Raw genomic sequence first — 25,974 nt, 5'->3', positions numbered from 1 at the left:
CGCCGAATACTGCATGCTAGTCTTTCCTAGGCCTCGGTGAGTCGGCCGCTTCCGTATCAGTCTGGTTCTGTAGCAGATCGAGGGAATATGCTGGCTCAGCCTGCAAGTTCCACGCAAGCAAGCCACCCTAGCTTCCCTCGCAGTTCTGATTGTCGGTCGATGCGTTCAGATAATCTTGCCAGGAGAATAGGGCTATGGAACGGTTCGTCGAGGACCACCAGAAACGACGGCTGACAGAGCGTGTCGACATCATCACCGCCATCAACATTCTGCGCTCGCAAGGCTACCAGCAGGATGAGCTGATCGGCGAAATCACCAAGGTTTTCTACGTCGACCTCGACACTTACAACGAGATCGTCATAGCGGCCTAAAAGCGCGTCGCGCCTGAACGGCCTCATGCGACGCGCTTTGGGGTGTTGTTTTACGTGTGGTGAGGTTCAGGCCGGCTGAATATCAGCCCAACCTACCCGGCGCGCCGGAAGGCGAGCACACGGTTGCGGCCGCCGCGCTTGGCGCCGTAAAGCGCTTTGTCGGCGGCGCTGAGCACCTTGTCGAATTTGGTGCCGCCCTCGCTGCCGAAGGCGTAGCCGGCGCTGACCGTGCAGGAGAGCAGGCGGGTCTCGGTATCGATCCGGCGCATGGCAAAACTGGCCCGGATGCGCTCGGCTATGAATTCCACCTTTTCAGGCAAGGTGCGATCGAGCACCAATGCAAATTCCTCTCCGCCCATGCGCGCGGCGACATCGCCTGGCTGGAGATTGGCGGTCAAATCCTTGGCGAACAGTTTCAGCACCTCATCGCCGGTGGCATGGCCGAACTCGTCATTGATGGCCTTGAAGCCGTCGAGATCGAACACGATCACGGCGGTGAAGGACCGGACCGGTGTTTTGCCGTGAAGGTCGAACAAAGCGCGCCGGTTGAGCAGTCCGGTCAGCGGATCGGTCAGCGCTTCGCGGCGATGATGCTGCGCCAGGCGTCCTTGGTTGAGCGCCAGCGAGAGCGCGCCGATGCCGGTCATGCAGGCGATGACGACGATGAGGCTGAAATCCTCGGCCCAGTTGCTCGGCGCATGGCCAAGCACCAGCCTGCCATCCCAGACAAGTGCACCGGAGCACAGCACGAAGGAAATTCCGGTGGCGGTGTAGAGCCCGGCAATGCCGAGGATCGGGGCAGGGAATTCCGTACGACCCTTCCAGTATTCATAGGCCGTCGCAAACAGGAGCAGCGCGGCAAAGGCATTCTCCAGCATGAAGCCCAGCCCGTCATAGCCAAGCGCTATCGGCGGCAAGGCGACTGCCAGCGAGACGCCGGCGCCGACAGCAATGCGGGGCAGCGGTGACCTCCCTGTCGTGAACTGATGGGCAGCGCCCAGCATGGTCGCGAAGCCGAGCAGCAGGAACGTGAAGCTGGCGAGGCCGAGCAGGCGTCCGGGCGCGTCGATATAGGCCTGGTAGGCGAAGACGTCGGCAACGATCAGAAGCACGCTGACCGCCCAGGTCAGCAGGAATTTTTCCGAGCGCGCGGTAAGCCAGATGCCGAACAGCGTCAGGCCGAGGCAAGCGGCGGAAAACCCGACAGCCAACAGAAGGGAACTGTAGTCGAGCGACATGCCCTCGTCCTTGCGCGCGGCGGCCGGCCTATAGAAAGGACCCGCACCGGATTTATGCAGGAAGGAGGTATCGATAAGGTTACGATGCGCATAAGCTATCACGCTTCGGTTGATCGTAGCAATTCTGGGTTGAAACCCTTTTCAAGGGAAAGCGCTACCCGGATTTCCGGGAAAACCGGTCCGCACTCTTCCTGGAATTGCTCCTAATGCATGTCGCCCAGAAGTGTGCCGCGGTTCTGGGACAACGGCATGCATCAGGACAAAGACTTAAATCGCGACGTATGATCCGGTTCAGCGCGACGCGCTTTAACCGATCAGCTCACCCGCTTCATCAGCGCCATGGCGCCGAACGGCGCGCGCACCTTGCCCTCGGTGATGAAGTAGACGAACACGTCGCGCGGTTTCACCGGCGCGTCGAAAGTCGGATCGGCGCGCCGCAGATCTGCCGGCTGCTTGCCTTGCGCCCAGGTCTTCACCCGCGCTGCCCATTCGTCCAGGCCCTTCGGCGTATAGCAATCCGGATTGTCGTCGCTGCCGGTCTGCAGCCGCGCATAGATAAAATCGCCGGTGATGTCGGCGATACCAGGATATTTGGCATGGTCGGCATAGACGATCGCCGCCTTGTATTTGCGCGCCAGGCTCACAAATTCCGGCACGCTGAAACTGTCGTTGCGCACTTCCAGCGCATGGCGCAGCGCGACGCCATCCTGCTTTTCCGGCAGCAGCTTCAGGAAGGCCTCGAAATCGTCGGCGTCGAACTTTTTCGTCGGCGCGAACTGCCACAGGATCGGGCCCAGCTTGTCGCCCAGCGCGGCAATGCCGGAGCCGAGGAAGCGCGTCATGGACTCGCCGGCTTCGCCAAGCACGCGCCGGTTGGTGACGAAGCGATTGCCCTTCACCGAATAGACGAAACCGTCCGGCGCCTCGCCAGCCCATTTGACGAAGGTCGGCTCCTTGAAGCTGGAATAGTAGGTGCCGTTGACCTCGATGCTCGGCACCTGGCGGCTGGCATAGTGCAGCTGCTTGGCCTTCGACAGTTTGTCCGGATAGAAGGAGGTATCCCAGGGTTCGAAAGTCCAGCCACCCATCCCGGCGCGGATTGTTCCTTGGCTGATCATCGTCTTCCTCCCAGTTCTAAAAATGCGGTCAGGCTATTTTTCCAACCGGTTTGATCATGTCGACCACGGTCCATCCGGGACGGTGGGGATTGGCTCGGCGGCCCGTTTCGTGGAAGCCATAGGCTGTATAGATCTCGATGTTCCGCTCCATGCGCGAATTGGTGTAGAGCCGCACCTCCGGCACACCCCATAGCCGCGCCTGTTCCTGGGCGAAGTCGAGCAGCGCGGTGCCGAGTTTCCTGCCCTGGAAAGCGGGGGAGACCGCGACGCTGAAGATCATCGCATGATCGGGATGGCGCTCAATAACGATCAGCCCGGCGAGTTCCGCGCCGCTCTCCAAGAGCCAGACCTCGCCACGCTCGATGCGTGGCGCATAGTCCTCGGTGACTGGGAGCGGCGGCGCGCCTAACAGGGGCGTGTAGTGCTCATAGGCGGTCTGCGTCAGCGAGACGACTGCGTCGAGATCACCGGCAAGCGCCTGTCGGACTGTCATTCAAAGCTCTCCAGGCGCCCGACCGGTCTGTCAGTTACTCCGCCGCTTCGCGCTTGCCTCCGGGCCGCCGCTCCAAAAGCTCCTTCAGGAACTGGCCGGTGTAGCTGCGCTTTTCGCGCACGATCGCTTCCGGTGTGCCTTGGGCAACCAGCTCGCCGCCGCCATCGCCGCCTTCGGGGCCGAGGTCGAGCACCCAGTCGGCGGTCTTGATGACTTCGAGATTGTGCTCGATCACCACCACCGTGTTGCCCTGGTCGACCAGTTCGTGCAGCACTTCCAGCAACTTGGCGACGTCGTGGAAGTGCAGGCCGGTGGTCGGCTCGTCGAGGATGTAGAGCGTCTTGCCGGTCGCCTTGCGCGACAATTCCTTGGCGAGTTTTATCCGCTGCGCCTCACCACCCGACAGCGTCGTCGCCTGCTGGCCGATATGGATGTAGCCGAGGCCGACCTGCTTCAGCGTGTCGAGCTTGTCGCGCACCCCGGGCACGGCGGCAAAGAAATCGACGCCTTCCTCGACCGTCATGTCCAGGACGTCGGCGATCGACTTGCCCTTGAACACGACGTCGAGCGTCTCGCGGTTGTAGCGCTTGCCGTGGCAGACGTCGCACGTGACGTAGACGTCGGGCAGGAAGTGCATCTCGATCTTGATGACGCCGTCGCCCTGGCAGGCCTCGCAGCGGCCGCCCTTGACGTTGAAGGAGAAGCGGCCCGGCTGATAGCCGCGGGCCTTGGCCTCGGGCAACCCGGCGAACCAGTCGCGGATCGGTGTGAAGGCGCCGGTGTAGGTGGCCGGGTTCGAACGCGGTGTGCGGCCGATCGGCGACTGGTCGATGTCGATGACCTTGTCGAGGAATTCGAGGCCCTCGATGCGGTCGTGATCGGCCGGATGCTCGCGCGAGCCCATGATGCGGCGCGACGCCGCCTTGAACAAAGTCTCGATCAGGAAGGTCGATTTGCCGCCGCCAGACACGCCGGTGACGGCGGTGAAGGTGCCGAGCGGGATTTCGGCAGTGACGTTCTTGAGATTGTTGCCGCGCGCGCCGACGATCTTCAGCCGGCGGTTCTTCTTGGCCTCGCGCCTGACACCGGGCGTGGCGACTTCGAGCGCGCCCGACAGATATTTACCGGTGATCGAATTAGGATTGGCCATCACCTGCTGCGGCGTGCCCTGGGCGATGATCTCGCCGCCATGGATGCCGGCGGCCGGACCCATGTCGACGACGTAGTCGGCATGCAGGATGGCGTCTTCGTCATGCTCGACGACGATCACCGTGTTGCCGATGTCGCGCAGATGCTTCAGCGTGTCGAGCAGGCGGGCATTGTCGCGCTGGTGCAAGCCGATCGACGGCTCGTCCAGCACATAGAGCACGCCGGTGAGGCCGGAGCCGATCTGCGACGCCAGCCTTATGCGCTGGCTCTCGCCGCCCGACAGCGTGCCGGAATTGCGCGACAGCGTCAGATAGTCGAGGCCGACATCGTTGAGGAAGCGCAGCCGGTCGCGGATCTCCTTGAGAACGCGCACCGCGATCTCGTTCTGCTGGTCGTTGAGATGTGGCGGCAGTTCGGTGAACCATTTGTCGGCGTTGCGGATCGACTGCTCGGTGACCTCGCCAATGTGTTTTCCGGCGATTTTGACCGCCAGCGCTTCCGGCTTCAGCCGGTAACCCTTGCAGACCGGGCAGGGCGTCGCCGACATGAAGCGCTCGATCTCCTCGCGCATCCAGGCGGATTCGGTTTCCTTCCACCGCCGTTCGAGATTGGGAATGACGCCCTCGAACGTCTTGGTGGTCTTGTAGGAGCGCAGGCCGTCATCATATTGGAAGGTGACCTCGCGCTCGCCGGTGCCGCGCAGGACGGCTTCCTTGGCCTCTTCGGTCAGGTCTTTGAACTTGTCGCCGAGCTTGAAGCCGTATGCCTTGCCCAGCGCTTCCAGCGTCTGGGCGTAATAGGGTGAGGTCGACTTCGCCCACGGGCTGACGGCGCCGTCGCGCAGCGAGACGTTTTCGTCCGGCACGATCAGGCTGGCGTCGATGGCGCGCTGGTTGCCGAGGCCGTCGCAGGTCGGGCAGGCGCCGAACGGGTTGTTGAACGAGAACAGCCTGGGCTCGATCTCCGGAATGGTGAAGCCGGAAACCGGGCAGGCGAATTTTTCCGAGAACAGGATGCGCTCATGCGTCTCGTTCTTCGATTTGTTGACCGAGTCCTCGCCGGTCTGGCTGGCGTCGAGCGGCCGGTCGGCGAACTCGGCCACCGCCAGCCCTTCCGCCAGCTTGAGCGCCGTTTCGATGGAATCGGCAAGCCGTGTCGCCAGGTCGCCGCGCACGACGATGCGGTCGACGACGACATCGATGTCGTGCTTGTACTTCTTGTCCAACGCCGGCACATCGGCGATCTCATAGAAGACGCCGTCGACCTTGACGCGCTGAAAGCCCTTCTTCTGCAGCTCCAGCAGTTCCTTGCGATACTCACCCTTGCGGCCGCGCACGATCGGCGCCAGCAGGAAAAGGCGCGTGCCTTCCTCGACCGCCAGCACCCGGTCGACCATCTGTGAAACCGTCTGGCTCTCGATCGGCAGGCCGGTCGCCGGCGAATAGGGGATGCCGACGCGCGCGAACAGCAAGCGCATGTAGTCGTAGATCTCGGTGACGGTGCCGACTGTCGAGCGTGGGTTCTTCGACGTGGTCTTCTGCTCGATCGAGATGGCCGGCGACAGCCCGTCGATCTGGTCGACATCCGGCTTCTGCATCATTTCGAGGAACTGGCGCGCATAAGCCGACAGGCTCTCGACGTAACGGCGCTGGCCCTCGGCATAGATGGTGTCGAAAGCAAGCGACGATTTGCCGGAGCCCGACAGGCCGGTCATGACGATCAGGCTGTCACGCGGCAGGTCGAGATCGACATTCTTCAGGTTGTGTTCGCGTGCCCCGCGAATGGAAAGGTATTTATGGTCGGCCATCGCCGGTCGCCGCCTCAGGTCTGGTGTCAGTGGGATCGGCGGGTTTTCCCGGCCATTCCCTATGTAGGTATTTTTGCCGCCACGTCGAGAGACGCCACACTTCTCGACCAAGGCCGTTTAACCGTCTTTCGCGCGAAGGGGCAAGCGGAAAGAACAAAGGCCGAACACGCTCCTGACAAAGCTGTGCAGAAACTGACAAGGGTGTTTCAGAAACTGACCGTGACGCAAGCTCCCGGCGATCACATTTTCCGTAACCGGCTATTCAAGGTTGACGTCGTCGAATCGGGGGCGCACTCTGCCGGAGTCAACGGAGCCGGCCGTCTTTGATGGCCTCGCCGCCCATAGCGGCCTGCGAGACGCCGCAGGTTTTTGCGATTTGTGCTTCGGATTGACACCTGTCGCAACGGACATAGGAGCGGAGCATGACGCCACCGGATAGTCCCTTGAGGCTCCACCTGCTAGTGGAGCCGCGGCGGGCATAAGTGCCAGGTAGTTTCGAGGCATTGAAGTGTATGTGTCCAAATGGACGCATCGCGACAATCCAACAAACCACCCGACAAACCGTGACCTGCCGAATCCCACAAAAATCAGAGACGGCTAGTCGGATCGTCGGCTGAACGCCGCGAAGCATCCGAAATCAAAGTCGGTATAACACTACCGGCCAGTTTGGATTTGGAATCCAAAAAAAGCCCCGACCGTTAGCGGAAGCAACGGCGGGGCTGTTCTTTTGTGAGGAAGTCGTCGGCGCAGGGTTTCTCTCCCGTATAATAACTGGGAGAAGGGGCTACCGGTGCGGCGGCTTGATCCCACCCGTGCCGACATCGACAGTGATGTTGCCGGAAATCCTGACATCGGTGTCGCCGATCTTGAACGTGCCGTTCTCGCCGGCAGGCAGCGCGTCGTCCGGCTCCGGCTGCGGCGCGGGCTTGGCGATGCGGTAGTCGCCGGCCACGCCGGGCAGGGCGCCTTTCGGCGACGTGCTGCTGCTGTCCCCGGCAAATGCCATGCTCGATGTCGCCGCCGTGATGGCAATGGCTATGGTCAGTCTGTTCAGGTGGTAGCGCATGGCAAGACTATAGTGCCGCGCTCAAGGCGAGGCCAGACCAGCGGTGTTGAAATGAGGGAACACCGGCCTGCATTCAATCCGCCGATCAGGCCGCCGCCTTTTTGCGGGTGTCGAACACATGGTCGACGAGGCCCCACTCCTTGGCCTCCTTGGCGGTCATGAAGAAATCACGGTCGAGCGTGCGTTCGACCTCTTCATAGGTGCGGCCGCAATGCTGCGCATACAGTTCCGTCATGTGCCGTTTGGTGCGCAAAATGCCTTCGGCATGGCGCTGGATGTCGGAGGCCTGGCCCTGGAAGCCGCCCAAAGGCTGGTGCAGCACGATGCTGGCGTTGGGGAGCGCGATGCGCCGCCCCGGCGTTCCCGCCATCAGCAGGAAGGAGGCCATCGACGCGGCAAAGCCCATGCACACGGTCGACACCGGGCAGCTGACATATTGCATCGTGTCGTAGATGGCGAAACCGCTGGTCACCACGCCGCCCGGCGAGTTGATGTAGAGCGAGATCTCCTTGTCGGGATTGTCCGATTCCAGCGACAGGAGCTGGGCGCAGACCAGCGCCGACATGCCGTCATTGATCTCGCCATTGACGAAGATGATGCGCTCGCGCAGCAGCCGCGAGAAAATGTCGAAGGCGCGTTCGCCGCGGCTCGATTGCTCGATCACCATCGGCACCAGATTGGCAAAGCCGCTCATCTCATTGTCTCCGTTTTGATTTTTCCGGTTCAGGCAGCGCGCAGCAACAGGCGCGGCGCGTTGGCGGCGACTGGCGGCTTGGGCTTGTATGCGCGCAGCGAGAGCCGGCAGGCGGCGCCCGCCATCGCCACCGCAGGCGTTGCCGCCGCGGCAAACCCGTCATGAACAATGCGCAAATGCGTGCCACCGGAAACAGTGCGGGCAAGCGTGAAGGTCACGATACTGTCCAGCCCATTGGCATCGCCGGTTTCAGAACGCTCGCGCCAGGAATAGCGCAGCAGGCGCCCCGGTTCGGCATCGAGCACTTCGCACTCGATCGGCTTCTCAGGCCCGGCAAAGGCAAAGCGGCTGCCGGTTTCCGGCTTGATGTCGTTCGGCATCATCCATTCCGCCAAAAGCTCCGGCACGGTCAGCGCCCGCCACACTTTTTCCGGTGCGTCCGACAGATCGCATTCGAAGGCGAGGGCATCCTTGGCGGTCTGCGTCTGCTTTTCGTCGGTCATTGGTCCATGTCCTTCAAAACGGCCTTCAGTCTTTCGATGCGCTCCGGCCAGAATGCGCGGTAGCGTTCGATCCAGCCGAGCAGCGGCTCGAGCCCTTGCGGATCGGCGCGATAGTAGGCGTTGCGGCCGGCCCGCCTTTCGCTGACCAGGCCGGCGCCGCGCAGCACGGCAAGGTGCTGCGACACCGCCGGCTGCGACACGCTCATGCCGGTGCGCAACTCCGAAACGCTCATCTCGCCGGAAGTCAGCCGCTCATAGACGGCGCGTCGCGTCGGGTCGGCCAGGGCGCGAAAAATCTGTGCTTCGATCATGGCAAAAGCATAAGTAAATACTTATCGATTTGGCAAGGGGTGTTTTGAATGCCCCGTATTGATTGGATCCTGCCGGGCCTCTAATCCATGGGGAACAAGATGGGCCGATCATCGCGAGGCAGGAGTAGTAATTTATGAATTCCAACGTCGATCTTTCGTCCGCCGAGAACCTCAACGAGGCTCTGAGGCTCTATCGCCGCCTCGTCCTCGGTATAGGCGCCATAGCCGTCATCGGTTTCGTGGCCGTGATCTTGTTGGCCAAGCTGGGTACGGCGCTATCGCCGCCATACGGGATTTACATCTTCGGCGAAGGATTGGGGACCTGGGGCCTGATCGCGGTGGTAGCGGCGCTCGTCGCTCAGGTCTGGTGGCACGGGCGCGCGATCGGGAAATTGCTGAATGACCCGGCTCTGAAATCTGAACCTGCAGTCGGGCTGATGTCGGCACCAACCGTGATCGCACAGCGCGCCCATGCCATGGGCATGGAGTGGAGCGGCTTTTTCGGTCCGTTGCGACCAGCGAAAAAACGGCGCTGACGACACCGCTTCTCGCCGCTGCGTGTCAGCTAAATCCACGCGCCCGCGTCGGCGATTGCGGCCATTCCTTGACAATCCGTGGTTAACAGTATAGGAACGAAAAGGGAACAAAAACCTTGTGGGAAAAGCCAGCCGCGGCAAGCCAGGATTGTGCGCGGCCTGTAAGGTGAACGACTTGAAATTTGTTTCGGATGAGCACGGAGAAGTGTCATGGCGGGTAGCGTCAACAAGGTCATTCTGGTCGGTAACCTCGGCGCGGACCCTGAAATCCGCCGCCTGAATTCCGGTGATCCGGTCGTCAACATCCGCATCGCCACGTCGGAAAGCTGGCGCGACAAGAACTCCGGCGAGCGCAAGGAAAAGACCGAATGGCACAACGTGGTCATTTTCAATGACCAGATCGCCAAGGTCGCCGAGCAGTACCTGAAGAAGGGCATGAAGGTTTACGTCGAAGGCCAGCTGCAGACACGCAAATGGCAAGACCAGACCGGCGCCGACAAGTACACGACCGAAGTCGTGCTGCAGAAATTCCGCGGCGAGCTGCAGATGCTCGATTCTCGCGGCGAGGGCGGCGGTCAAGTCGGCAACTATGCCGGCGGCGGCGGCGCGAGCCGTGGCTCGGATTTCGGCCAGTCTGGCCCCAATGAGAGCTTCAACCGCGGCGGCAATAGCGGTGGCGGCGGTTCCAAGGGCGGCGGTGGCGGCGGCTCGTCGCGCGAACTGGACGACGAAATCCCGTTCTGAGCTGACGATAGTCAGCGATATCTGAGGAGAGGGTGCGGTGTCGCTCGGACCGCTTCTGTCGGCGAGCCCTCCCATTCCATGGCACGCCTTCGCGGCCCTTGCCGCGCTGGCCGTTGGCGCTACGCAACTGGCGCTGCCGAAAGGCACGACGTGTCATCGTGTCGTCGGCTATACTTGGGCGGCGCTGATGCTGGTCGTCGCCATCTCCAGTTTCTGGATCCAGCAGATACGCCTCGTCGGTCCGTTCAGCCCGATCCATCTCTTGTCGATTTTAGTGTTGATCGCCGTGCCGCTGGCGGTCTGGCACGCGCATATGCATCGGGTCGCCAAACATCGCAGGGTCATGATATCGCTGTATGTTTTCGCCCTGATCGGCGCCGGCGTGTTCACGCTGCTGCCGGGGCGGATCATGCACACGGTCGTCTTCGGCCAGTGGCGCTTTCTGAAAGGAAGATTGCCGTGAAAGCACGGATTAAATGGGTCGAGGAGCGCACCTTCGTCGGCGAGTCCGGCAGCGGCCACAAACTGGTGCTGGGGACCGCCCCCGGGCCGGAAGGCAAGACGCCAGGTCCGAGCCCGATGGAGCTGGTGCTGATCGGCACCGGCGGCTGCTCGGCCTATGATGTCGTCCACATCCTCGAAAAAGGCCGCGAGGCGATCGAGGACTGTTTTGTCGAACTCGACGCCGACCGGGCCGAAACCGACCCGAAAGTCTTCACCCGCATCCACATGCATTTCATCGTCACGGGCCACGCGCTGTCGCACGACAAGGTCCAGCGCGCCATCAACCTGTCGATCGAGAAATACTGCTCGGCCTCGGCCATGCTGGCCAAGACGGCTGTCATCACCCACGATTTCGAGGTCGTCGATACGGCGGTGGAGCAGGGAGCAGGGAGCAGGGAGCAGGGGCTGCCGTTTACCCCGCCATCAGCGCCTTGATGCCATCCGCGACGAACTGAACCGCAAGCGCGGCCAGGATGACGCCGAGCAGGCGGGTGAGGATCGAGCGGCCGGTCTGGCCGAGGATGCGGTCGATGCGCTCCGACAGCACGAACACCAGATAGGTGATGGCAAGGCAGACGAAGATGATGCCGACCAGCGCCGCTTGTGCTGCAAAACCCTGAAACGAGCCCGACAGTAGCACGGTCGCCGAAATCGCACCGGGGCCGGCGATCAGCGGGATCGCCAGCGGGAAGGCCGCGATGTTGTGGATCATGTCCTTGGTGATGGCGACGTCGCCGATCTTCTCCTTGCGGTCCTGGCGGCGCTCGAACACCATTTCGAACGCGATGAAGAACAGCAAAAACCCGCCGGCGACGCGGAAAGCCGGCAGCGTGATGCCGAACACCGACAGGATGGAGGCCCCGGCCACCGCAAACAGCGCCATCACCAGGAAGCCGATGATCGAGGCGCGCACCGAAACCTGCTGACGTTCCTCGCGGTTCATGCCGCGTGTCACCGCGAGGAAGAGCGGCGCGAGACCTGGCGGGTCGATGGTCACCAGAATGGTGACGAAGGCGTTGAACAGGCTGTCGAAACTCGGCATCGCTGACCCCTCCCGCCGGGCCGGACCCCTGCGCCACGATAGTGGTAGAGCAAAGCCTGGCCGGTGGGAACCGTCTGAGATGGCGATACCGGAGACGCCGGCAGTGTTAGGCGGCAGCGTTGCAACAGGCCTCCAGGCGATAGCCGTCGGGATCGACGATGAAGGCAGCGTAATAGTTCTCGCCATAGTCGGCGCGCAGCCCCGGCGCGCCATTGTCGCTGCCGCCTGCACGCAAGGCGTCGGCGTGAAAGGCGTCGACGCTCCGCCTGGTCGGCGCGGTAAAGCAGAAATGCAGACCGGACTTCTCGTCCGACGGCACTGGCTGCTCCGCGTCGTTCACCCACAGCCCGACGGCTTGCGCACCATAACCCAATGAGCCTGGCGACTGGCTGAGGCAGGAATAACCGAGCGGCTTTAGCGCGGCATCGTAGAAGGGGTTCGAAAAGTTGGTGTCGCGGACACCGATCGAGACATGGTCAAGCATGTTTTTTCAACCTTTTTTGCAATATGTTGCGTCATCAGTCCTGGGCGACGCGGCGCGCCAGGAACTCGACTTCGAGACGCCATGTCTTGCGATCGTCGTGCGAACGCTCGCCGAGCCAGCGGAAGCTGTCTTTGGTGATGCGTGAAAAGCTCCAGCGGACCGAGGAACCAGTGCCGTCGGCGCCGACCTGCACAATCGTGTCGCCTTCGGCGCGACCAAGCTGGCGGCTGTAGTATTGGTTGCGCGGGTCGCTCCAGAAGATGTGCCAGGCATCCGAGCCGGGATCATAGGCCCGCAGCGTTGTGCCATAGAAAGTCCATTTGCCGAGAGAAGGCGAGGGGCCGGCATCCCGCGCGGGCAGGATCCATACATCCTGGATCGCCCTGCCTTCCAGGACCCAGCCGAAATGCACCTCGCCGCGTCCGGTGAGAACCGTGCCGTCCTCGAGATGGCGCGTGGCATCGAATGTCCAGGCGCCGACGAAGCGGCCGTAGAGATCCAGCTTTTCAGCCAGGCCGGGATTGGGGCCGTCGCTGTGGAGCGCTTCGGCAAAGGAGGATGCACCGATCATACTTGCTGCCTTCGTTGTGTCAGGAGGCTGCAAGCGATAGGCCCCGGCAGGGTGTCGCGCTTGGGAAAAATTGCTATCTTTCAAGCCATGACGACGAGCCAACAAAACCTGGCATCGGGGCAGGGTTGGTATGTCTGTGACGTGCTGTGCACGGCCGGCGCCGGCGACCGCCCATTCGAGGAGGCGCACGACACCTTCTGCGTTGCCGCTGTCACCAGCGGCACCTTCCGCTACCGCACCAGGCAAGGCGCCGCCATGCTGGCGCCGGGCGCGATCCTGCTCGGCAATGTCGGCGCCTGCTATGAATGCGGGCATGAGCATGGCGCCGGCGACCGTTGCCTGTCCTTCCACTTCGCACCGGCCTATCTCGACCGCATCGCCAGCGACGTGCCCGGCGCGAGCAAGCCCGCCTTCGGCGTGCCGCATCTGCCGCCTTTGCCGGCGCTCGCATCGCTGCTGGCCGAGGCGGAAGCGGCGCGCGAGATGGTCGACATCGACGCCTTTGAAGAGCTTGGCCTGCGAATTGCCGGCGCAGCACTGGCTGTTGCCGGCGCAGCACTGCCTGTGGCCAGCGATGCGGTGCCTGGCGTTCGACCGCCGAGCCGCCGCGACCAGAAACGGGTTGCCGAGGCGGTGCGGCAGATCGAGCTCAATGCCGACAGGCCGGTCTCGCTTTCCGAGCTTGCCTGCGCGACGGCGACCAGCCCGTATCATTTCCTGCGCACCTTCCGGCAGGTCGCCGGCATGACGCCCTATCAGTTTCTGCTGAGAACCCGGCTGCACCGCGCGGCGGTGCGGCTGCGCATGTCAGGCGATGCCATCTCGGCAATCGCCTTCGAGGCCGGTTTCAACGATTTGTCGACGTTCAACCGCCGTTTCCGGCGCGTCATGGGTGAGACGCCTGGCCACTATCGCTCCCGGCGGGTGGCTACCCGCTGACGCGTCTGTCTGCCTCCAGATACGCTCTTGACTTGGAAAACTGTCCTTCGCAGGCTTTTGCCCCTGGCGGCGGCGAATGCGTTATGGCCAAATCGTCGCAATCAGAGGTATCCATTTGAATTTACCACTGAAATTGTCGTTGGAAAAGCAGCACGAATATTGGAGTTTCGGCCGTGCTTCCTATATAAGCGGTCAATGATTCCTGATTAGATTGTGATCCGATTTGACCGACCAAAAACCCCCGCGCGGCGCCGACGGCGGCCCCACCGGCATCGAGCCCATCTCCATCATCGAGGAGATGCAGAGCTCCTACCTCTCTTATGCCATGAGCGTGATCGTCAGCCGTGCGCTGCCCGATGTGCGCGACGGCCTGAAGCCGGTGCACCGCCGCATTCTCTATGCGGCGCATGAGAGCGGTTACCACTGGAACCGCAAATATGTGAAGTCGGCCCGCCCGGTCGCCGACGTGATGGGTAAATACCATCCGCATGGCGACGCCTCGATCTACGACGCCTTGGTGCGCATGGCGCAGGACTGGTCGCTGCGCGTTCCGCTGATCGACGGGCAGGGTAATTTCGGCTCCATCGACGGCGATCCGCCGGCGGCGATGCGCTACACCGAATCGCGGCTGACCAAGGTCGCACATGAGCTGCTGGAGGACATCGACAAGGAAACCGTCGATTTCCAGGAGACTTATGACGCCTCCGACACCGAGCCGAAGGTGCTGCCGGCTCGCTTCCCCAACCTTCTGGTCAACGGTTCCGGCGGCATTGCCGTCGGCATGGCCACCAATATCCCGCCGCATAATCTGGCCGAGATCTGCAACGGCGCCATCGCCATCATCGACAATCCGGCGATCGATTTGCCGGCGCTGATGGAGATCATTCCGGGTCCCGATTTCCCGACCGGCGGCATCGTGCTCGGCCGTTCCGGCATCTACAGCGCCTATGCGACGGGTCGTGGCTCCATCGTCATGCGCGGCAAGGTCAATGTCGAGCAGCGCGGCAACGACCGTGAATCGATCATCATCACGGAAGTCCCGTACCAGGTGAACAAGGCCTCGATGATCGAGAAAATGGCCGAGCTGGTGCGCGACAAGCGCATCGAAGGCATTTCCGACATTCGCGACGAAAGCGACCGCCAGGGCTACCGCGTCGTCATCGAGCTGAAGCGCGACGCTGTCGCCGACGTCATTCTCAACCAGCTTTACCGCTTCACGCCGCTGCAAACCTCCTTCGGCGCCAATATGGTGGCGCTGAACGGCGGCAAGCCGGAAGTGATGAACCTGACCGACATGCTGAAGGCGTTTGTCAGCTTCCGCGAAGAGGTGATTAGCCGGCGCACGAAATTCCTGCTGCGCAAGGCGCGCGACCGCGCCCACGTGCTGGTCGGCCTCGCCATCGCCGTCGCCAACATCGACGAAGTGATCAAGCTGATCCGCACCGCGCCCGATCCGCAGACGGCGCGCGAGCAGTTGATGGAGCGGCGCTGGCCCTCCGGGGACGTGGAGTCATTGATTCTGCTTATCGACGATCCGCGCCATCGCATCAATGAGGATGGCACCTACAACCTCTCCGAGGAACAGGCGCGCGCAATCCTCGAACTGCGCCTGCAGCGCCTGACCGCGCTCGGCCGTGACGAAATCGCCGACGAGCTGAACACGATCGGCGACGAGATCAAGGATTACCTCGACATTCTGTCGTCCCGCGCCCGCATCCAGCAGATCGTCAAGGACGAGCTTGCCGCCGTGCGCGACGAGTTCGGCACGCCGCGCCGCACCGAGCTCACCGACGGCGGCGCCGACATGGAAGACGAGGACCTGATCCAGCGCGAGGACATGGTCGTCACCGTCAGCCATTCCGGCTACATCAAGCGCGTGCCGCTGTCGCTCTACCGGGCGCAACGCCGCGGCGGCAAGGGCCGCTCCGGTATGTCGACCAAGGAAGAGGATTTCGTCACCCGGCTGTTTGTGGCCAACACGCATACGCCGGTGCTGTTCTTCTCCTCGCGCGGCATCGTCTACAAGGAAAAGGTCTGGCGGCTGCCAATCGGCAATCCGCAGTCGCGCGGCAAGGCGCTGATCAACATGCTGCCGCTGGAGCAGGGCGAGCGCATCACCACCATCATGCCGCTGCCCGAGGACGAGACCAGCTGGGGCGAACTCGACGTCATGTTCGCCACCACGCGCGGCACCGTGCGCCGCAACAAGCTGTCCGAATTCGTCCAGGTCAACCGCAATGGCAAGATCGCCATGAAGCTGGAGGAGGAGGGCGACGAGATTCTCGGCGTCGAGACCTGCACAGACAATGACGATGTGCTTTTGACCGCCAGCTCCGGCCAGTGCATCCGCTTCCGCGTTGGCGATGTGCGCGTCTTCCAGAGCCGCAATTCGGTCGGCGTGCGCGGCATAAGCATGGCCGAGACCGACCGCATCATCTCCATGTCGGTGATCGAGCATGTCGATGCTTCACCGGCGGAACGCTCCGCCTACCTCAAGCGGGCAGCACTGGAGCGGCGGCTTGCCGCCGAGGTGACCGGCGAGGAAGAAGAGATTGCACTCACCAATGAGGAGATTGGCGAGGAGACTGAGCTTTCCGACAGCCGTTACGAAGAGCTCAAGGCGCATGAGCAGTATGTGCTGACGGTGACCGAATATGGCTACGGCAAGCGCTCGTCATCCTACGATTTCCGCCTGACCGGACGCGGCGGCAAAGGCATCCGCGCCACCGACGTGTCGAAGGTGGCCGAGATCGGCCAGCTGGTGGCGACTTTCCCGGTCGGCAATGACGACCAGATCATGCTGGTTTCGGATGGCGGCACGGTCATCCGGGTGCCGGTCAACGGTATCCGTTTCGCCAGCCGCGCGACCAAGGGCGTGACCATCTTCAACACCGCCGAAGGCGAGAAGGTGGTTTCGGTCGAACGGATTTCGGAGCCGCAGGCCGACGAGGATGTCGAAGAGGGTGTCATTGAGGCCGGCGCCGGAGATGCCGTACCGGACAGCACCGAATAGGTTTGAGCAACAACGCCGGCCCGATGGGCCGGCGCAAACAAGAAACTAGCAATAAATCAGGGGCGATGGTGGGGCCAGCGAGCGCCGAAACCTTCGAACCGCTTTGTGCGGACACGGACGCGCTCTGCCTCGCTATGCAATCCGAATGCGGTGGCGATCAGCATGGCGACGGTCATTGCGGTGGCGAGCATGTAGATCAGCATGTGCGTGTTCTCCTGCGCCTATCCAACGGTTAGATCGGGTTTTGGTTTCATCTTCCGAAGTGCAAACTAGCGAACGCGGCGTGAAGTCTTCGTGATCAAGGCATTCATCTGTCGTTCATGTCTGCGAAAAGGTTCACGCAGATGTTCCCAATCGCATTTGCCTTCCGCCCAATGCCCCGCTAGAAGCACCTCCCATGACCGATCGCATCGCCCTTTATGCCGGCTCCTTCGACCCGCTGACCAACGGCCATCTCGATGTGCTGAAGGCATCGCTGGCTGTCGCCGACACGGTATATGCGGCGATCGGCACCCATCCCGGCAAGACGCCGCTGTTTTCCTTCGACGAACGGGTGAAGCTGATCGAGGCCGCGACGAACGCCGAATTCGGCCGCGACGGAGCCCGGATCAAGGTCGTCGCCTTTGACGGGCTGGTCATCGACGCGGCCCGCAAGCATGGCGCCTCGATCATGATCCGCGGCCTGCGCGACGGCACCGATCTCGATTACGAGATGCAGATGGCCGGCATGAACGAGACCATGGCGCCGGAACTGCAGACGGTTTTTCTGCCCGCCAGTCCATCGGTACGCACCATTACCGCCACACTTGTGCGCCAGATAGCCTCGATGGGCGGAGACATCCGTCCCTTCGTACCGGCCGCCGTTGCCGGCGCGCTCACCGCCAAATTCGCGAAATAGTGCATGTCGCCCAAAAGTGGATGCCGGTTTTGGGGCAACGACATGCACCCTAACAAAGACCTTCGGAGATCCCTTATGCAGCTGAAAAAGCTCGCCTCGTTCCTCGTCGTGCTTGCCGGTCTCGTGACCGCATCCGTTTCGGCCTTCGCCGCCGAACCGGAAAACACCATGGTCATCACCTTGAAGAACGGCGACGTCACCGTCGCGCTACGCCCCGACCTGGCACCCAAGCATGTCGCCCAGATCAAGAAGCTGGTGCGCGAAGGCGCTTATAACGATGTCGCATTCCACCGCGTCATCAACGGCTTTATGGCGCAGACCGGCGACGTCAAGTTCGGCAACATGAAGAAGGGGTTCAGCCCCGAGGCCGTCGGCACCGGCGGTTCAGACCTGCCCGACCTGCCGGCGGAATTCTCGCAGAGCGAACATTTTAAGCGCGGCACGCTCGGTATGGCCCGTTCGCAGGACCCGAACTCCGCCAATTCGCAGTTCTTCATCATGTTCGCGCCGGCGCCGAACCTCGATGGCCAGTACACCATCGTCGGCAATGTCGTCAGCGGCATAGAGCTGGTGGACAACATCAAGAAGGGCAACGAGGCGGACAACGGCACGGTCAGTGAGCCCGACCGCATGATCAAGGTACGCATCGCCGCCGACAAGTAAACCTATCAAATCATTCTGTTTTCTGAGATAAAGGATATCCGACATGGCTGAGATCAAGGACCGCGAAAACGCGCTCATCCTGGAAACGACCAAGGGCAAGGTCGTCATTGAACTGTTCCCCGACCTGGCCCCGGGCCACGTCGCCCGGATCAAGGAACTGGCCCGCGAAGGCGCCTATGACGGCGTGGTTTTCCACCGCGTCATCGAAGGCTTCATGGCGCAGACCGGTGACGTCAAGTTCGGCAATTCGACCAAGCCCACTTTTGCCCCCTCCCGCGCGGGCATGGGCGGCTCGGAAAAGCCGGACCTGAAGGCTGAGTTCTCCAACGCCAACCATGGTCGCGGCACCTGCTCGATGGCCCGTTCGCAGAACCCGAACTCGGCCAATTCGCAGTTCTTCATCTGCTTCGACGATGCCGCTTTCCTCAACCGCCAGTACACGGTCTGGGGCCAGGTCATCGAAGGCATGGACAATGTCGACAAGATCAAGCGCGGCGAGCCGGTGGTCGATCCCGACAAGATCGTGTCGCTGAAGGTCGCGGCCGACGTCAGGTAAGGACAAACGAAGATGATGGGCTTGGTCTGGTCGCTGCTCGGCATCCTGTCAGGCGCCTTCATCGCCGTCCAGGCGCCGATCAACTCGCAGCTGGCGCGCGGCCTGGGGCTCCCGGTCGCGGCTGCTGCGTTTTCGTTCCTGTCGGGCGCGATCGTGCTTGGTATCATCTCCATTGCCGTTGTGCGGCTGCAGGACATCTCGCTCGACTGGAAGGCGCCGGCGCCTTGGCTGTTCATCGCCGGCGGCATGCTCGGCGGTTTCTATGTTACCCTGTCAACCATTCTTACGCCGCGCATTGGTGCAGCCGCGTTGATGGCGTTCCTGGTTGCCGGCCAGTTGCTGGCCGGCATGCTGATCGATCGCGTCGGCTTTCTCGGCGTGGCGGTGCGCGAGATTTCGCTCGGCCGCATCGCCGGCGCGGTGCTGCTGTTGGCCGGAGCGCTGCTCGTCCGGCTCTACTGATGCGCGTCGATCTCTTCGACTTCGACCTGCCGGAGGAGCGCATCGCGCTGCGCCCGGCCGAGCCGCGCGACAGCGCCAGAATGCTGGTGGTCAGGCCAGGCGAAGACTTTGCGGACCGCGCGGTGCGCGACCTTCCGTCCTTGCTCAGAACGGGCGACGTGCTGGTCTTCAACGACACCAAGGTCATTCCTGCCCAGTTGAGAGGCATCAGGCGGCGCGGCGAAGCGCAGGCGCAGGTCGACGCCACGCTGCATATGCGCATGGCGCCGGACCGCTGGCTGGCCTTCATGCGGCCGGGCAAGCGCATCGCCGCCGGCGACCGCATCCATTTCGGCCATGACGGCAATTCCTGTTTTCTCGGCCAACTCGACGCCACGGTCATCGAGAAGGGCGACGCCGGCGAGGCGTTGCTCGGCTTCGACCTCTCCGGCCCATTTCTCGACGAAGCGCTGCGCGCCGTCGGCCACATCCCGCTGCCCCCCTATATCGCCTCCAAGCGCGACGACGACGCACGCGACCTGACGGATTACCAGACAATCTATGCCAAGGAGGAGGGCGCAGTCGCTGCCCCCACCGCAGGCCTGCATTTTACGCCGGAGCTGTTTGCCGCGCTGGATGCAAAAGGCATCGAACGCCGCTTCGTCACCTTGCATGTCGGCGCCGGCACCTTCCTGCCGGTCAAGGCGGACGACACCGCTGACCACAAGATGCATGCCGAGACCGGCTCGGTCAGCGAAGCAACAGCCGACGCTCTGAATGGCGCCAAGGCGCGGGGCGGGCGCATCATCGCTGTCGGCACGACCTCGCTGCGCCTGCTGGAGAGCGCGGCACGGCCTGATGGCTCGCTGACCGCCTGGTCCGGCCCGACCGACATCTTCATCACGCCGGGCTATCGCTTCCGCACCGCCGATCTGCTGATGACCAATTTCCATCTGCCGCGTTCGACGCTGTTCATGCTGGTTTCGGCCTTCAGCGGCCTAGATACGATGCGTGCGGCCTATGCTCATGCCATCGGGAACAATTACAGGTTCTATTCCTACGGAGATGCAAGCCTGCTTTATCGAGCGGAGATGAGCGATGGACGATGATCTGCAAGCCTTTGATCGCGAGAGCCTGATCGCCGAAGTGAAGAAACTCCGTGCCGGCATACGCCAGCATCGAGATTCTACCGGCCATGATTTATGCTGGCATCATCCCAACCTGTGGGACCTGCTGCCGGAAAAGACCGATCCATCGATTGCCGTGCCGCCATGGCCGAAATTCATGCGCGGCTGCATCCAATACCGCCAGTCGCTCGACAGGCAGGCGCCAGGCGCGCCTGTCCATGACAAGGAATTCAATGGCTGAGACATTCACCTTCAAGATCCTCGCCACCGACGGCAAGGCGCGGCGCGGTTCCATCACCATGCCGCGCGGCGAAATCCGCACGCCGGCCTTCATGCCGGTCGGCACCGGCGGCACGGTCAAGGCCATGTATATGGACCAGGTGCGCGGCGTCGGCGCCGACATCATCCTGGGCAATACCTATCATCTGATGCTGCGCCCCGGCGCCGAGCGCGTGGCGCGGCTTGGTGGGTTGCATGAATTCGCCCGCTGGCCGCAGCCGATCCTGACCGACAGTGGCGGTTTTCAGGTCATGTCGCTGTCGAAGCTCAGAAAATTGACCGAGAAGGGCGTCACCTTTCGCTCGCACATTGACGGCGCTGCCTACGAGATGTCGCCGGAGCGCTCGATCGAGATCCAGGGCCTGCTCGATTCCGACATCCAGATGCAGCTCGACGAATGCACAGCGCTGCCGGCCGACCTCAAGCAGATCGAGCGCGCGATGGAGCTGTCGCTGCGCTGGGCCGAGCGCTGCAAGACAGCGTTCGGCGATCAGCCCGGCAAGGCGATGTTCGGCATCGTCCAGGGTGGCGACAACGCAGCTCTCAGGGTGCGTTCGGCGCAGGCGCTGAGCGCGATGGAGCTGAAGGGCTATGCGGTCGGCGGCCTGGCCGTCGGCGAACCGCAAGCGGTGATGCTGGATATGCTGGAGATCACCTGTCCGGAATTGCCTGACAACAAGCCTCGATATCTCATGGGCGTCGGCACGCCGGACGACATCGTGAAATCGGTGGCGCGCGGCATCGACATGTTCGACTGCGTGATGCCGACCCGCGCCGGCCGCCATGGCCTGGCCTATACCAGGCGCGGCAAGGTCAATCTCAGGAATGCCCGCCACGCGGACGATCCGCGGCCGCTGGATGAGGAGAGCGACTGCCCGGCCGCGCGCGACTACTCACGCGCCTATCTGCACCATCTCGTGCGCTCGCAAGAGGCGCTGGGGGCGATGCTTCTGACCTGGAACAACCTGTCCTACTATCAGAAGCTGATGCAGGACATTCGCGCCGCGATCGAGGCCCGGGCCTTTGAGGCGCGCACGGCTGAGATTTCCGAGGCATGGGCGAGGGGTGATAGTCCGGTGCTGTAGCCGGGCCTCAGGTACTGAGCGAATTCGCTGCGCGCAAGCTGCAGCCGGTGATCTGAAAGCTGCCGTCGGGCTGCTGTTCCAGCGTGTAGACCGCCTCATAGTCCTTGCCGTCGGGTCCGACGATCAGCACTTGCTGGATTAGCGAAGTTGGCCCCATCTGCTCGACCTTGCCGAAGGAATAGCTCTGCGGCTGGCGCACCGGCGGATAGCCGTTGGTCACCATGTTCATGAAGGTGTCGACGGTCGGAAAGATGCGCTTCACATTCGGAGCGGCGAAACTGTACGCCTTGGCGCCATCATTGGCGATGAGTGCCTTCAACTGACCATCGATGACGGCCTGGCCGGCCTTGACTTCCGCATCACCGGCAAGGGCTGCCGAGACGAACAACGCGAACAGCAATGAAACGACTGCGAATGCGATGCGGCGCATGGCCTGTCTCCATTGTCCTCAACAAAACCTGTCCCAGGACGCATCATACCATACGCTTGGCGGAGCCTCACGGTTTCAGCAACCGCAATATTTGCCACGCAAGTGCCACAAGATCATGCTTAAGCCTCCTTTAACGCGAGGCGCGCATCGTAGGGACGGGTGGGGACCCGTTCGCGCAACCAGGGGACGACCATGTTCAAGCAGCCGATCGACCGGCGCCTTTTGCTGAAGGGCGCGGCAAGCCTCGCAGTTTTGGCTCCCTTGCCCGCCTGGGCAAGCACCGGGCCGACTGTCACGGAAGTCGCCTTCGATCCCGCCATTCCAGCGCTCGGCAACCCCGATGGCGACGTCACCATCGCCGAATTCGTCGACTATCAATGCCCGATCTGCAAGCTCGTCTTCGTCGAACTGAAGAAGTTGATGGAAGAGGACAACGGCGTCCGGCTTGTGATGAAGGACTGGCCGATCTTCGGCGACGTGTCGCGCGACGCGGCGCGGGTGACGCTGCTGAGCGGCGAACACTATGGCGCGGCGGTCGATGCGCTGATGACCAACCAGCGCGGCCTTTCGGAACGCCGCACCAACGACATCCTTTCTTCCGTCGGTGTCGATGTGGCGATGGTGCGTGCCGACCTCGCCATCCGTGAACCCGACATCGACGCTGCCCTTGTCCGCACCGAAGCCCAGGCGACGGCTTTCAAGCTGCGCGGCACGCCAGCCCTGGTCATCGGCGGCAACTTGTATCGGCGCGGCATGCCGGTGTCCGAACTGAGACAAGCCGTCGCCAAGGCGCGCTCGGCCTGATGCTTGAAAGCCGGGCGGCAGTCTGCCACAAGGGCCGCTTGTGTGCTGAAGCTTGATCGGGACCGGCAATGAAGACGTTTTTCATGCAGATAAAGTGCGATCTGGGCAAGTCCTATGAGGTCGCCAGCGCGCTCGCCGATGCCGAAATCGCCTCGGAAATCTACTCGACCGCCGGCAATTACGACCTGCTTGCCAAATTCTACGTCGACGACGAGGAAGATGTCGGCCACTTCGTCAACGAGAAGGTGCAGATTATTCCCGGAATCAAGGACACCTTCACGGTCGTCACTTTCCGCGCATTCTAAAGCAATTCCAGGAAAAGTGTGAAGCGGTTTTCCGTCCGGAATTGCGGCAAAGCAAAAAGCCATGGCAGGTCGCCGTTTCCATGAAACGGTGAACTGCTATGGCCGCATCAGGCACTTGCCCGGCGACAAGGCAGAGCCTGATTAAGGTCCTGTTCCGACTGCCCGAATTTTGGGCAGTCGGAACATACTGATCGCCGATATCCTCCAAATCACCGATTGCGCTTGATTTTCTCCCGCGACGCCAGTGAAATGGCGTCACAGGGGAGTATGCGATTGGCAGCGTTCGATGAAATGCTTCCGGAAGTTTCCGGGCTTAGACAACCGTATACGGCTTACGACCGCTGGCTGAAGGAGCAGGACCCGGCCAGGCTTACCGAAAAGATGCAGGACGCCGAGCGCGTCTTCCGCAAGACCGGCATTACCTTCGCCGTCTATGGCGAGCAGGAAGCCTCCGAGCGGCTGATCCCCTTCGACATCGTGCCGCGCATCATCTCCGGCAATGAATGGCGAAGGCTGACGCAAGGCATCGAGCAGCGCGTGCAGGCGCTGAACGCTTTCCTCGACGACATTTACCACCGCCAGGAAATCCTGCGCGCCGGCCGCGTGCCGAGGGAGCTGATCGCCAGGAACGAGGCGTTCCTGCCGGAAATGATCGGAGTGCGGCCACCGGCCGGCGTCTACACCCACATTATCGGCGTCGATATCGTCCGCATCTCGGAGAACGAGTTCTACGTGCTGGAGGACAATGCGCGCACGCCGTCGGGGGTCTCCTACATGCTGGAGAACCGCGAGACGATGATGCAGCTCTTTCCCGAACTGTTCCAGCAGATCAAGGTGCGGCCGGTGGAGAATTATCCGCAATTGCTGCGCCAGTCGCTGGCGGCAGTGCGGCCGCAAAGCACCAAGGGCGCACCGACCATTGCCGTGCTGACGCCGGGCAGCTTCAACTCCGCCTATTTCGAACATGCCTTCCTCGCCGACCAGATGGGCGTGCAACTGGTCGAAGGCCAGGATCTGCGCGTTGTAGACGGCCACGTCGCTATGCGCACGACCGAAGGCTACAAGCAGATCGACGTGCTTTACCGGCGCGTCGACGATTCCTTCCTCGATCCGCTGACCTTCCGGCCGGACTCGGCCCTTGGCGTGCCTGGCATCATGGACGTCTACCGCGCCGGCAACATCACCATCGCCAACGCGCCGGGAACCGGCATCGCCGACGACAAGGCGATTTATTCCTACATGCCCGACATCGTCGAGTTCTACACCGGCCGCAAAGCCATCCTCGGCAACATCCCGACCTGGCGCTGCTCGGAGCCCGACAGCCTGAAATACGTGCTCGAACACATCCATGAGCTGGTCATCAAGGAAGTGCACGGCTCCGGCGGCTACGGCATGCTGGTGGGGCCGGCTGCGACCAAGAAGGAATGCCAGGATTTCGCCAAGAAGCTGCAGGCGAAGCCTTCCAACTACATCGCCCAGCCGACGCTGGCGCTGTCGACCTGCCCGATCCTGACAGAAAAAGGCCTGTCGCCGCGCCATGTCGACTTGCGACCCTATGTTCTGGTCTCCGACCGAATCCAGATCGTGCCCGGCGGCTTGACGCGGGTGGCGCTGAAGGAGGGGTCGTTGGTCGTGAATTCCTCGCAAGGCGGCGGGACGAAGGATACGTGGGTGTTGGACGATTAGGTAGGCAGTAGGCAGTAGGCAGTAGGCAGTAGGCAGTAGGCAGTAGGCAGTAGAGGGACAAGAAATGCCATATTCCACAGAGATTCAAATGCTTACTAATCCCTACTCACTATTCCCTACTCACTAGCCCGAAGGGTCTTGCCATGCTTCTCGGCCGCACCGCCAACGGGCTCTACTGGATGAACCGTTATATCGAGCGGGCGGAAAACATGGCGCGTCTGGTCGATGCCGGCCTTCGCATGGCGCTGACCCGCACCCAGAGCGCGTCGGAAGAGTGGAATTCGGTGCTGCTCAGCGCCGGCTCCGACGTCACCTTCACGCAGAAATACAAGGACTACACCGCCGCCAATGTCGCCGACTTCCTGCTGCGCGACACCTCGAACCCGTCGAGCACGATGTCGGCGATCGAGACCGCTCGCAACAATGCCCGCATGGTGCGCACCGCGCTGACGCGCGAGACCTGGGAGAGCATCAACGAAGCCTGGATGGCCCTGAAGCGCATGCTGGCAAAGCCGATCGACGAGCGCGACCTGCCGAGTGTGCTCGACGCCATCAAACGCGAGACGGCGCTGATCCGCGGCTCGTTCTACGGCACGATGCTGCGCAACGAGATCTTCGACTTCTCACAACTCGGCACCTATGTCGAGCGGGCCGACAACACGGCACGCATCCTCGACGTGAAATACTACGTGCTGCTGCCGTCGATCTCCTGGGTCGGCTCGAGCCTCGACAACTACCAATGGGAATCGATCCTGCGCTCGGTGTCGGCGCACCGTTCCTATCGCTGGGTCTATGAGGCCGACTACAAACCCACCAACATTGCCGACTATCTGATCCTCAATGTGCGCATGCCGCGTTCGCTGACCTTCTGTTATCGTTTTCTTGCCGAGCATCTGAAGTTCCTCGGCGACGACTATGGCGACCGTCATGCCTGCCACGCCACCGTCGACAGGACACAGGCGATGCTGCAGGCAGGGTCGATCAAGGACATATTCGACGCCGGCCTGCACGAATTCCTGGCCAGGTTCATTCAAGACAACACCAAGCTTGGCGAAGAGATCGCACAAGATTACCGGTTCAATTGAGCATGATCGCGAACCGGAGGGCCGCGCTAGCG

The 25,974-nt window shown here is 62.2% G+C and carries 32 protein-coding genes; 19 read left to right on the top strand and 13 right to left on the bottom strand.

Annotation, left to right across the window (positions count from 1 at the left end; all coding sequences use genetic code 11):
* Positions 1-194: 194 nt before the first annotated feature.
* Entirely contained in the window at positions 195-371 is a 177-nt protein-coding gene (locus NLY43_RS02055) for a hypothetical protein (protein ID WP_023670936.1), read from the top strand.
* Between the two features lie 92 nt (positions 372-463).
* Here the strand turns inward: NLY43_RS02055 and NLY43_RS02050 are convergent, their stop codons facing one another.
* From NLY43_RS02050 to uvrA, 4 genes are all read right to left on the bottom strand, one after another.
* On the bottom strand, positions 464-1,609 hold the full coding sequence (locus NLY43_RS02050; protein WP_023706183.1) for a GGDEF domain-containing protein: 1,146 nt from the start codon (positions 1,607-1,609) through the stop codon (positions 464-466).
* A gap of 314 nt (positions 1,610-1,923) precedes the next feature.
* Complete coding sequence (locus NLY43_RS02045; RefSeq protein ID WP_023706184.1) at positions 1,924-2,727, bottom strand: DUF72 domain-containing protein; 804 nt, start codon at positions 2,725-2,727, stop codon at positions 1,924-1,926.
* Positions 2,728-2,755: 28 nt separating this feature from the next.
* A complete protein-coding gene (locus tag NLY43_RS02040) occupies positions 2,756-3,220 on the bottom strand; it encodes a GNAT family N-acetyltransferase (RefSeq protein ID WP_023706185.1) in 465 nt (154 codons plus the stop codon).
* Positions 3,221-3,254: 34 nt separating this feature from the next.
* On the bottom strand, positions 3,255-6,176 hold the full coding sequence (gene uvrA / locus NLY43_RS02035; RefSeq protein WP_023706186.1) for an excinuclease ABC subunit UvrA: 2,922 nt from the start codon (positions 6,174-6,176) through the stop codon (positions 3,255-3,257).
* Here uvrA and NLY43_RS02030 point away from each other — a divergent pair.
* On the top strand, positions 6,165-6,503 hold the full coding sequence (locus NLY43_RS02030) for a hypothetical protein (RefSeq protein WP_155923317.1): 339 nt from the start codon (positions 6,165-6,167) through the stop codon (positions 6,501-6,503). The genes uvrA and NLY43_RS02030 overlap by 12 nt on opposite strands.
* 457 nt (positions 6,504-6,960) lie before the next feature.
* Here NLY43_RS02030 and NLY43_RS02025 read toward each other — a convergent pair whose 3' ends face one another.
* From NLY43_RS02025 to NLY43_RS02010, 4 genes are all read right to left on the bottom strand, one after another.
* Entirely contained in the window at positions 6,961-7,242 is a 282-nt protein-coding gene (locus NLY43_RS02025) for a hypothetical protein (RefSeq protein ID WP_031199587.1), read from the bottom strand.
* Positions 7,243-7,327: 85 nt separating this feature from the next.
* Positions 7,328-7,936 (bottom strand): ATP-dependent Clp protease proteolytic subunit, encoded by a 609-nt coding sequence (locus NLY43_RS02020; protein ID WP_023712389.1) that lies wholly within the window; start codon positions 7,934-7,936, stop codon positions 7,328-7,330.
* A gap of 29 nt (positions 7,937-7,965) precedes the next feature.
* A complete protein-coding gene (locus NLY43_RS02015) occupies positions 7,966-8,439 on the bottom strand; it encodes an SRPBCC family protein (RefSeq protein ID WP_023712388.1) in 474 nt (157 codons plus the stop codon).
* Positions 8,436-8,750 carry an ArsR/SmtB family transcription factor gene (locus NLY43_RS02010; protein ID WP_023712387.1) on the bottom strand — a complete coding sequence of 105 codons (315 nt, stop codon included), beginning with the start codon at positions 8,748-8,750 and terminating at the stop codon, positions 8,436-8,438. Before NLY43_RS02010 ends, NLY43_RS02015 begins: the two co-directional genes overlap by 4 nt.
* Before the next feature lie 134 nt (positions 8,751-8,884).
* Here NLY43_RS02010 and NLY43_RS02005 point away from each other — a divergent pair, with 134 nt between their 5' ends.
* From NLY43_RS02005 to NLY43_RS01990, 4 genes are all read left to right on the top strand, one after another.
* A complete protein-coding gene (locus NLY43_RS02005; RefSeq protein ID WP_023670945.1) occupies positions 8,885-9,286 on the top strand; it encodes a hypothetical protein in 402 nt (133 codons plus the stop codon).
* 210 nt (positions 9,287-9,496) lie between these two features.
* The gene (gene ssb, locus NLY43_RS02000; RefSeq protein WP_023670946.1) at positions 9,497-10,030 is read left to right on the top strand and encodes a single-stranded DNA-binding protein; all 534 of its coding nucleotides are present in this window, start codon (positions 9,497-9,499) and stop codon (positions 10,028-10,030) included.
* Positions 10,031-10,067: 37 nt separating this feature from the next.
* Entirely contained in the window at positions 10,068-10,493 is a 426-nt protein-coding gene (locus tag NLY43_RS01995; protein ID WP_023712386.1) for a DUF2306 domain-containing protein, read from the top strand.
* Entirely contained in the window at positions 10,490-10,969 is a 480-nt protein-coding gene (locus tag NLY43_RS01990; protein WP_023712385.1) for an OsmC family protein, read from the top strand. Before NLY43_RS01995 ends, NLY43_RS01990 begins: the two co-directional genes overlap by 4 nt.
* Here the strand turns inward: NLY43_RS01990 and NLY43_RS01985 are convergent.
* The 3 genes from NLY43_RS01985 to NLY43_RS01975 all read right to left on the bottom strand — a co-directional run bounded on the left by NLY43_RS01985 (position 10,947) and on the right by NLY43_RS01975 (position 12,631).
* A complete protein-coding gene (locus NLY43_RS01985; RefSeq protein WP_023670949.1) occupies positions 10,947-11,576 on the bottom strand; it encodes a MarC family protein in 630 nt (209 codons plus the stop codon). The two genes, NLY43_RS01990 and NLY43_RS01985, sit on opposite strands and share 23 nt — an antisense overlap.
* Before the next feature lie 106 nt (positions 11,577-11,682).
* Positions 11,683-12,060, bottom strand: coding sequence for a VOC family protein (locus NLY43_RS01980; RefSeq protein WP_023712384.1), 378 nt, complete (start codon positions 12,058-12,060; stop codon positions 11,683-11,685).
* 34 nt (positions 12,061-12,094) lie between these two features.
* Positions 12,095-12,631, bottom strand: coding sequence for a hypothetical protein (locus NLY43_RS01975; RefSeq protein WP_023712383.1), 537 nt, complete (start codon positions 12,629-12,631; stop codon positions 12,095-12,097).
* An 87-nt stretch (positions 12,632-12,718) separates the two neighbouring features.
* On the opposite strand from NLY43_RS01975, the gene NLY43_RS01970 reads away from it, so the two are divergent.
* Together NLY43_RS01970 and gyrA are read left to right on the top strand one after the other, a co-directional pair.
* Positions 12,719-13,570 (top strand): helix-turn-helix transcriptional regulator, encoded by an 852-nt coding sequence (locus tag NLY43_RS01970; RefSeq protein ID WP_023712382.1) that lies wholly within the window; start codon positions 12,719-12,721, stop codon positions 13,568-13,570.
* 223 nt (positions 13,571-13,793) lie between these two features.
* Positions 13,794-16,583 (top strand): DNA gyrase subunit A, encoded by a 2,790-nt coding sequence (gene gyrA, locus NLY43_RS01965; protein WP_023696506.1) that lies wholly within the window; start codon positions 13,794-13,796, stop codon positions 16,581-16,583.
* 56 nt (positions 16,584-16,639) lie between these two features.
* Here gyrA and NLY43_RS01960 read toward each other — a convergent pair whose 3' ends face one another.
* Positions 16,640-16,786, bottom strand: coding sequence for a hypothetical protein (locus NLY43_RS01960; protein WP_023712381.1), 147 nt, complete (start codon positions 16,784-16,786; stop codon positions 16,640-16,642).
* Between the two features lie 194 nt (positions 16,787-16,980).
* On the opposite strand from NLY43_RS01960, the gene coaD reads away from it, so the two are divergent.
* The 7 genes from coaD (at position 16,981) to tgt (ending at position 21,632) form a co-directional block, all read left to right on the top strand.
* Positions 16,981-17,481, top strand: coding sequence for a pantetheine-phosphate adenylyltransferase (gene coaD / locus NLY43_RS01955; protein WP_023696507.1), 501 nt, complete (start codon positions 16,981-16,983; stop codon positions 17,479-17,481).
* A 168-nt stretch (positions 17,482-17,649) separates the two neighbouring features.
* Positions 17,650-18,144 carry a peptidylprolyl isomerase gene (locus NLY43_RS01950; protein ID WP_245260490.1) on the top strand — a complete coding sequence of 165 codons (495 nt, stop codon included), beginning with the start codon at positions 17,650-17,652 and terminating at the stop codon, positions 18,142-18,144.
* Between the two features lie 43 nt (positions 18,145-18,187).
* Positions 18,188-18,700 carry a peptidylprolyl isomerase gene (locus NLY43_RS01945; protein ID WP_023670956.1) on the top strand — a complete coding sequence of 171 codons (513 nt, stop codon included), beginning with the start codon at positions 18,188-18,190 and terminating at the stop codon, positions 18,698-18,700.
* A 12-nt stretch (positions 18,701-18,712) separates the two neighbouring features.
* Positions 18,713-19,162: a DMT family transporter gene (locus tag NLY43_RS01940; RefSeq protein WP_023684639.1), complete on the top strand. Its 450-nt coding sequence runs from the start codon at positions 18,713-18,715 to the stop codon at positions 19,160-19,162.
* Positions 19,162-20,250 (top strand): tRNA preQ1(34) S-adenosylmethionine ribosyltransferase-isomerase QueA, encoded by a 1,089-nt coding sequence (gene queA / locus NLY43_RS01935; RefSeq protein WP_023712379.1) that lies wholly within the window; start codon positions 19,162-19,164, stop codon positions 20,248-20,250. The genes NLY43_RS01940 and queA overlap by 1 nt, the downstream gene beginning before the upstream one ends.
* A complete protein-coding gene (locus NLY43_RS01930) occupies positions 20,240-20,509 on the top strand; it encodes a hypothetical protein (RefSeq protein ID WP_023684641.1) in 270 nt (89 codons plus the stop codon). The genes queA and NLY43_RS01930 overlap by 11 nt, the downstream gene beginning before the upstream one ends.
* Positions 20,502-21,632, top strand: coding sequence for a tRNA guanosine(34) transglycosylase Tgt (gene tgt, locus NLY43_RS01925; RefSeq protein WP_023712378.1), 1,131 nt, complete (start codon positions 20,502-20,504; stop codon positions 21,630-21,632). The genes NLY43_RS01930 and tgt overlap by 8 nt, the downstream gene beginning before the upstream one ends.
* Before the next feature lie 7 nt (positions 21,633-21,639).
* On the opposite strand, the gene NLY43_RS01920 is transcribed toward tgt, so the two are convergent.
* Complete coding sequence (locus NLY43_RS01920) at positions 21,640-22,062, bottom strand: DUF4864 domain-containing protein (protein ID WP_023670961.1); 423 nt, start codon at positions 22,060-22,062, stop codon at positions 21,640-21,642.
* A 192-nt stretch (positions 22,063-22,254) separates the two neighbouring features.
* Here NLY43_RS01920 and NLY43_RS01915 point away from each other — a divergent pair, with 192 nt between their 5' ends.
* From NLY43_RS01915 to NLY43_RS01900, 4 genes are all read left to right on the top strand, one after another.
* Positions 22,255-22,866, top strand: coding sequence for a DsbA family protein (locus NLY43_RS01915; protein WP_023693402.1), 612 nt, complete (start codon positions 22,255-22,257; stop codon positions 22,864-22,866).
* 68 nt (positions 22,867-22,934) lie between these two features.
* Positions 22,935-23,171, top strand: a complete 237-nt coding sequence (locus tag NLY43_RS01910; RefSeq protein ID WP_023670963.1) for an Lrp/AsnC family transcriptional regulator — start codon at positions 22,935-22,937, stop codon at positions 23,169-23,171.
* A gap of 273 nt (positions 23,172-23,444) precedes the next feature.
* Positions 23,445-24,857, top strand: coding sequence for a circularly permuted type 2 ATP-grasp protein (locus tag NLY43_RS01905; RefSeq protein ID WP_023670964.1), 1,413 nt, complete (start codon positions 23,445-23,447; stop codon positions 24,855-24,857).
* Between the two features lie 143 nt (positions 24,858-25,000).
* Positions 25,001-25,942 carry an alpha-E domain-containing protein gene (locus NLY43_RS01900; RefSeq protein WP_023693403.1) on the top strand — a complete coding sequence of 314 codons (942 nt, stop codon included), beginning with the start codon at positions 25,001-25,003 and terminating at the stop codon, positions 25,940-25,942.
* Positions 25,943-25,974: the final 32 nt, after the last annotated feature.

It is taken from the genome of Mesorhizobium sp. C416B (genome assembly GCF_030323165.1).
Classification (GTDB): Bacteria; Pseudomonadota; Alphaproteobacteria; order Rhizobiales; family Rhizobiaceae; genus Mesorhizobium.
Note: the sequence above shows the minus strand (reverse complement) of the source record. Positions and strands in the feature narration are given on the sequence as shown.